The following is a 6,707-nucleotide window of genomic DNA, read 5'->3' on the forward strand; positions in this document are numbered from 1 at the left end:
TGGCCTGCGGACCGGTGGTCAGCTGCTGCCCGGCGTACTGGTCGAGGTACGGGCCGATCTCCTTGCTGGCCAGCGCGGGGCTGCCCTTGGCCGGGAAGGTGATCTGCTGCTGGGCGAGCTGGCTGTGCACGTTGTCGTCGGCGAAGCTGTAGCCCCAAGTGGCCAACGCGCCGGCGATCAGCAGCGTGACCACGAGCACGATGCCGCCGAGGCTGGCCAGCAGGTCGAAGGTCTTGCGGCGCATGATGGTAGTCCTTTTACGTCAGCGGCGGTTGAGGTCCTGTGGTCAGCCTCCACCCCAGGTGGGCGGGGGGCCACGGGCCGACCGGCCCCGGCGGCCGGTACAAAGGTCCCCACACCGCCGATCGTCCCGAACGACCCGTTCCAGCACGCGACCGCGGTCAAGACGCTGAAAACGGCCCTGCGGGGTCGGCGTCCGGTTCGGATGATCAAGGGCCATCCGTCCCTACCCCGGCCCGGGCCACGGTGAAAGACTGCGATCGACGGCTGATGAAGATCGACGAAGGAGACGAGATGCCCGGCACCGACTGCGCGCCGCTCATAGTGGTCGGCGTTGACGGATCCGAATCCAGTATCGACGCGCTGCGCTGGGCGGCGCTCCAGGCGAAGCGGACCGATGCCCGGCTGCAGGCGATCAGCGCCTGGCAGTATCCGGGCGGATACGGCTGGGTCCCCGATTTCTCCGAGCTGGACTTCGAGGCGGAGGCACAAAAGGGCCTCGACGACACCGTCGCCCGGGCCCTCGGCGCCGAACCCGACGTTCCCGTGACCACGCGGGTCATCGAGGGCAATGCGGCGATCGTCCTGATAGACGCCAGCCAGGGCGCGGACCTGCTGGTGGTCGGAAGCCGCGGCCACGGCGCCTTCGCCGGCATGCTGCTGGGCTCGGTGAGCCAGCACTGCGCCCAGAACGCCTCCTGCCCGGTGTTGATCGTGCGCCACCGGACCGGCAACGACCCGCACTAGAACTTGTCTTCGCGCTGAACCTCGGCCACGCCGAACCGGCGCGACTGCTCGCCGACACATCGGACGGGCAGTGAGTGAGACGACGGTCCCTGTCGCGCTGCCCGGTCCGCGCAACGTGCCCGGCTCGGCGCGGGTTCCCGCGCCGCGGCGTGGCCGGTCTGACGGTCCGCCCGCGATCGGGGCCGGAACCTCACCGGACACCGTGCCGCTCGCCGGGCATCGCGCGCGCGGCGCGAAGAGGCGTTCTCGCAACGGGTTCACAGCCCCGACCTCATATCGCATTGCGCAACCGTGAAAGACCATCGGGCCGCTGCTTGATATCCACACCCTTGTTCCCAGGTTCGTAAGACATCTGCCGCTCGGCTTCGCTTGCCCGGCCGCACTCAATCTGTATTCTTACTCACTGCCGGGCCGTCGGCGGGGAGGGAACTTGTCGACGTGCGCGGCGTGCTGCGGCATGACGTGCCGTGGAATGGGTGCTCGGTGCGCGGGGTGCGTATATGCCCGGCTTCGCACTGAGGGGGATTCGTCAGACGATCTGCGCTACGCGGGCTCTTCCGGCGTGCGCACTAGGGGGATACATCGTGTTCCGTGAACATTGGCAACGGGCGAGTACTCGGGGGCGTACGCGATTGCGCGCGTCGATGCGGTTGCGCGCCGGCGCACTCGCCGTGGTCCTGGCGGCCGCTGTCGGTCTCGCCGGCGCGTCGCCCGCGGCCGCGGCGTCGCCCGCCGCATCACACCGGACGACGGCTGCGGTAGTGCACCGGCCCGTCATGCAGCAGACCGCCCGGCCCCACCGGATGCGGCCGGCCGGTCCGAAGTCCGCGGCCAAGGCGTCGGCCAAGGCGACTGCGCTGATCCCGGGGCCGCTGATCTACGGCGGCGGTGTCGTACAGTCGGCACCCCGGGTGTACGTCGTCTTCTGGGGCTGGAACTCGGACCCCAGCGGTGAACAGGGCTATCTGACCGCCTTCCTCTCCCGCATCGGCGGCACGCCGTGGCTGAACACGGTGGGCCAGTACAGCGGAGGCTCGCCGGTCAATCTGTTCGCCGGCGCGTGGTCGGATCCCACGCCCGTGCCGGTCCAGCCCACCGACGCGCAGATCCAGCACGAGGCGTTCAGTGCGATCCGGGCGATGAACGTGCCCTACTCGTTCAACTCGCAGGTCATCGTCGCGATGCCGACTGGACACAACCCGGCCGGTTTCGACAGCGGCACCAAGGGCTACTGTGCGTACCACAGCGTGTTGTCCAACACCGACGTGACGTACACGGCGCTGCCGTACATCACCGACGCCGGACACGATTGCGGGGAGAACTCGGTTAATCCGGGTTCTGCCGGCGTGCTGGACGGCGTGAGCATCGTCGAAGGCCACGAACTCGCCGAGACGATCACCGACCCGCTGATCAACGCGTGGCTCGACGGCGCCGGCTACGAGATCGGCGACAAGTGCGCCTGGTACGGCCTGAGGGACATCACCGCCTCCGGGAGCACCTTCGCCGTGCAATCACTGTGGAGCAATGCCACGAACAGCTGTGTCAACGCGGCCCCGCGGTGGACGGACTGGGCCAACGAGTTCGGAGCACCGCCGCCCGGCGTCGCTCCCGGGTCCGCTCCGGTCGTCTCCACCTCGGGCGCCAACCGGCTTGACGTGTTCGTGCGCGGCAACGACGACGCGATCTGGACCGAGTCCTGGAACGGTTCCGGGTGGAGCGGCTGGCAGTCGCTCGGCGGGAACCTGGTCTCGAACCCGGGGGTGGTCGCCGGCGGCCCCAACCCCATCGACCTGTTCGCGGTCGGCAGCAACGGGGACATCTGGCATCGCGTCTACAGCTCGGGGACCTGGGCGCCCTGGGGCGACGAACTGCGCCCGCCGCCGCCCGGTATCGCCGCCGGCGCGTCGCCGACCCTGTCCACCTCCGGCCCGAACCGGCTTGACGTGTTCGTGCGCGGAGCCGACAACGCCATCTGGGACCAGTACTGGAACGGTTCCGGGTGGAGCGGCTGGCAGTCGCTCGGCGGGAACCTGGTCTCGAACCCGGGAGCGGTCGCCGGCGGCCCCAACCCCATCGACCTGTTCGCGGTCGGCCGCAACGGGGACATCTGGCACAACGTCTACACCTCAGGCACCTGGCTGGGTTGGAACGACGAACTTCAGCCGCCGCCGCCGGGCGTCGCCTCCGGCGCGTCGGTGTCCGTCGCCACGTGGGGCGGCAACCGCCTGGATGTGTTCGTGCGCGGAGCCGACAACGCCATCTGGCACATCTTCTGGAACGGGGTCGGCTGGAACGGCTGGCAGTCGCTCGGCCCGATCATCACGTCCGATCCCGGCGCGGTAGGCCGTGGTCCGAACATCTTCGACCTGTTCGGCATCGGCACCGACGGAAGCGTGTGGCACAAGTACTACACGAACCCGAGCTGAGCTACGCCCTCGGCTCTGATCCGGGCGCGGTCTCTGCGCGGCGATGCGACCTCGGCCAAGAGGCGCATCCCGCGTGGAGGCCGCGCCCGCGCCCGCGCCCGGCCGCCCGAGGGGCGCGGCGTGATCAGACGGTGGCGCCTGCCTGCGCGGGTGCGCCGGTGAGGAAACCGCCCGACTGGTGCTGCCAGCCGAGCACGTAGGGAAACACCGAGCCGAGAGCGAGGCGGGTGTGGTCGGTGATCCGCGTGACGAGGTGCGCGACGAGCAGCGGCGCGATGTAAAGGATACCGATGTTGCCCAAGGCCGGCCCGAGCACCGCGGCAGCGCCGGCAGCGCCAGCCGCCACAGCCGGGTCGCCTCGCGCGCTGTGGGGAGACCGATGAGGCGGAGCCCGGCGCGAATTCCGCTGAAATGGCGCACGAACGCGTCCTGGACGCTGGTCGCCGCGGCCTCTTCGTAGGTATGCGCCTTCTTGGTGGAACACACATACTCACGAAGAGGCCGCGTCCATGTCAGGGCGATGACGAAACCTGGACACACTCTGGCCAGCCGACACCCCGAGAACGGTTATACCCGCGCTCAGGGCTGGCGGGTCCAGTTCTGGTTGCTGCCGCCGTTGCAGGTCCACAGCTCCACGAGGGTGCCGTTGGCGGTTTTCGCGGCGGTGGCGTCGAGGCACAGGCCCGACTGGACCCCGGTGATCGTGCCGTTGGAGTTCAGGTTCCACTTCTGGTTCTGCTGGCCGTTGCAGGACCAGATGATCGCCTTGGTGCCGGCGGTGGTGCCCTGGGCGTCGGCGTCCAGGCACATCGTGCCGTACACCCTCAGCTCACCCGCCGACGTATACGTCCACTGCTGGTTGGCCTGCGTGTTGCAGTCCCACAACTGCACCTGCGTGCCACCGGTCTGGCTGCTCCCGGGCACATCCACGCACCGGCCCGAACCCACCCCGACAATGTGCCCGCTCGTGGCGGGTCCGGTGCTCGGACTCGAGCTGGGCGACGGGCCGCCGCCGTTGCCGATGCTGCCGGGGACGGAGAGCAGGGCCGAGTACCACACCGCGGCCATCTTGTCGTAGCCGCCGGCGTTGGGGTGGACGCCGTCGACGAGGTCGGACGCCGTCAGCGCGCTGTGCATGTTGACCAGGTGCACGTGCTTGCCGGCGTTGACCTTGCTCTGCACGATGCCCGGGATCGCCGCGTTGAAGGTCTGGACTGCGGCGTCCCCGCTGGCGTACCCCAGCGGGATGATCTGCGCGACGAAGACCTCCGCGGTCGGGTCCGCGGCGGTGATGTGGTCGATCAGGGTGGAAAGACGGCTCGGCGCGCCCGGCAGGTTGTAGTTCTGCGTGATGTCGTTGGTGCCGATGTGCAGCAGGACGCTGTGCGGCCGGTAGGTGTTGAGCCAGCCGGTGATGTTCGCGTCGATCTGGTCGATACGCCAGCCGGAGTGGCCCTCGTGGTCGTGATCGCCGAGCGTGGACGGGCCGTTGAACAGCGACCCGACGAAGTCGACCTTGTACCCGGCCGAGACGAACCGCTGCCAAAGGCCGATGCGGTAGCCGCCCGGGGTCTGGTTGCCGTCGGTGATCGAGTCACCCAGCGGCATGACCCGCACGCCGCCGTTGGACTCCGCGTTGGCGGTCGCGGTTCCGATCGTGAGCACCGCCACGCAGGCCGCCACCGTCGTCGCGGCCGCGAGAGTCGCGGCGAGCCACCCTCTACGTCTACGCAAGCTCGTCTTCCCCTTCCCCTGAATCGTTCACGCTCGCCGCCGCGGTCGCGCGGCGGCACAGCAGATGTTCACACGCAGCCAGGCCTGAGTCATCGTCACATCCCATGTCTCGGCAGGGTGACGGCATCGTCCCTGGCTGCCCGCAGCGTGACGGCGGCGCAGGTCCGGTGAGGGCTTGAAAGTTTCGCCGGATCGTGCCGGGAAGCCGGAATCGTCCCGAGTAGAACCGTTCCGAAGAGTGCAGAGCACACGGTGGGCAGCACCGGGCCGGCTCCCGCGAGAGCGTGGCGGATCGACGGGCGGCGCTTGAACCCGCCCCCAAAAGTGCCGGCGCCTTCACCCGGCGATCGAAACGGGCGATCGAAACCGGCGAACACATCGCCGCCGCCGGCCGGTTCGCCGTCACCCTGCGCGCGCCCGGAACCCTCAACGGACTGTTCTCCAAGACCAAGGTCCGGTTCCTGCACGCGGACGAGGGTGCCCCCCAGCATCTGCTCGCACCACCGGCGAAGATCGAGGACCGCGGATCGCCGCTCTCGAGGACCTGCTCGCGATGAAGCTCAAGGTCGTCGGCGACCGCGGCGAACTGCGCGACTACTTCGACCTGATGGCCATCGAACAGCGCGCGGGCCGCACGGTCGAGGAGGGCTTGTCCCTCTTCCTGGCCCGCTTCGCCCCCGCCTACCCCCAGCAGGCTCTCGGGCACATCGTGCGCGGCCTGGGCTACTTCGACGAGGTAGAGCCGGACGAACTGCTCCCGGTGCCCCGCAGCCAGATCGTCGACTACTGGACCGGCCGCCAACCCGCGATCATCGCGGCGCTGGGCAGATTCGGCGAGTAGGCGACCCGCGCCTCGCAGGCAACATTGAAATTGAGCGGTCCTGGTGGGGGACAGCCGCAGCTTATCAAGCATAAGAGAGATTATGCATGAGAACAGGCTTAGGGGCTTCCGCGTGAGCTTTCTACCTGCGGGTCTTATCTCAACGTCTGTGCGTGCTGTGCGCTGTGGGGCCCGGATTGGATAAAAATCGGAGTTGATCTACGCGGCCGCGTCGCAGGCGTCGTAGTCGTCGCCGTAGTGCGCGTCCCACACATGTTGCAGGCTATTGATAAGGCTCAGGCGCATCTGCAGCGTCGGGCGGGAGTAAACGCGTTCCGGGCATTGAAGGGTGTGGTGGCCGTGCTGGACAAGCCCGCGGAGATGTTCGACCGGGACTTCGAGTGGTCGGAGCTGGCCCGGTTCGCCGCGTACGACGGCCGGGAGGCGACGCTCGGGGTGGTCTCGGGGCGCCGCCGCCGGGGCAAGACCTTCCTGCTCGACGCGCTGACCCGGGCGACCGGCGGGTTCATGTTCACCGCCACCGAGACCACCGAGGCCGACGCGCTGCGCCAGTTCGCCGACGCACTAAGCGCGTTCACCGGGGAGCCGACCCCGCTGCGCTTCACCCACTGGGACGAGGCGATCACCCGGCTCATGCGCGTCGCAAGCGAGCGGCCGACCACAGTGGTGCTCGACGAGTTCCCGTTCCTGGCCAAGGCCTCCCCCGCCCTGCCCTCCAT

At 68.9% G+C, this 6,707-nt stretch carries 7 protein-coding genes and 1 pseudogene; 4 read left to right on the forward strand and 4 right to left on the reverse strand.

From position 1 onward, the window contains the following. A pseudogene (locus KGA66_RS27380) lies at positions 1–244 on the reverse strand (hypothetical protein); the annotation flags it as partial. Positions 245–510: 266 nt separating this feature from the next. Here KGA66_RS27380 and KGA66_RS27385 point away from each other — a divergent pair. Both KGA66_RS27385 and KGA66_RS27390 read left to right on the forward strand, forming a co-directional pair. Then, a complete protein-coding gene (locus KGA66_RS27385; RefSeq protein ID WP_211472202.1) occupies positions 511–987 on the forward strand; it encodes a universal stress protein in 477 nt (158 codons plus the stop codon). A 776-nt stretch (positions 988–1,763) separates the two neighbouring features. Further along, entirely contained in the window at positions 1,764–3,413 is a 1,650-nt protein-coding gene (locus tag KGA66_RS27390) for a DUF8189 domain-containing protein (RefSeq protein ID WP_211472204.1), read from the forward strand. A 124-nt stretch (positions 3,414–3,537) separates the two neighbouring features. Here KGA66_RS27390 and KGA66_RS27395 read toward each other — a convergent pair whose 3' ends face one another. The 3 genes from KGA66_RS27395 to KGA66_RS27405 all read right to left on the reverse strand — a co-directional run bounded on the left by KGA66_RS27395 (position 3,538) and on the right by KGA66_RS27405 (position 5,614). Next, positions 3,538–3,759: a hypothetical protein gene (locus KGA66_RS27395; protein WP_211472205.1), complete on the reverse strand. Its 222-nt coding sequence runs from the start codon at positions 3,757–3,759 to the stop codon at positions 3,538–3,540. A gap of 233 nt (positions 3,760–3,992) precedes the next feature. After that, positions 3,993–5,147 carry a ricin-type beta-trefoil lectin domain protein gene (locus KGA66_RS27400; protein ID WP_246508844.1) on the reverse strand — a complete coding sequence of 385 codons (1,155 nt, stop codon included), beginning with the start codon at positions 5,145–5,147 and terminating at the stop codon, positions 3,993–3,995. Positions 5,148–5,242: 95 nt separating this feature from the next. Then, complete coding sequence (locus KGA66_RS27405; RefSeq protein ID WP_211472207.1) at positions 5,243–5,614, reverse strand: hypothetical protein; 372 nt, start codon at positions 5,612–5,614, stop codon at positions 5,243–5,245. Between the two features lie 86 nt (positions 5,615–5,700). On the opposite strand from KGA66_RS27405, the gene KGA66_RS27410 reads away from it, so the two are divergent. Both KGA66_RS27410 and KGA66_RS27415 read left to right on the forward strand, forming a co-directional pair. Next, entirely contained in the window at positions 5,701–5,988 is a 288-nt protein-coding gene (locus tag KGA66_RS27410) for a hypothetical protein (protein WP_211472209.1), read from the forward strand. Between the two features lie 339 nt (positions 5,989–6,327). Beyond that, positions 6,328–6,707 (forward strand): AAA family ATPase (locus tag KGA66_RS27415; protein ID WP_211472211.1); only part of this gene is annotated, 380 nt, incomplete at its 3' end.

This window comes from Actinocrinis puniceicyclus, assembly GCF_018283645.1.
Taxonomy (GTDB): Bacteria; Actinomycetota; Actinomycetes; order Streptomycetales; family Catenulisporaceae; genus Actinocrinis; species Actinocrinis puniceicyclus.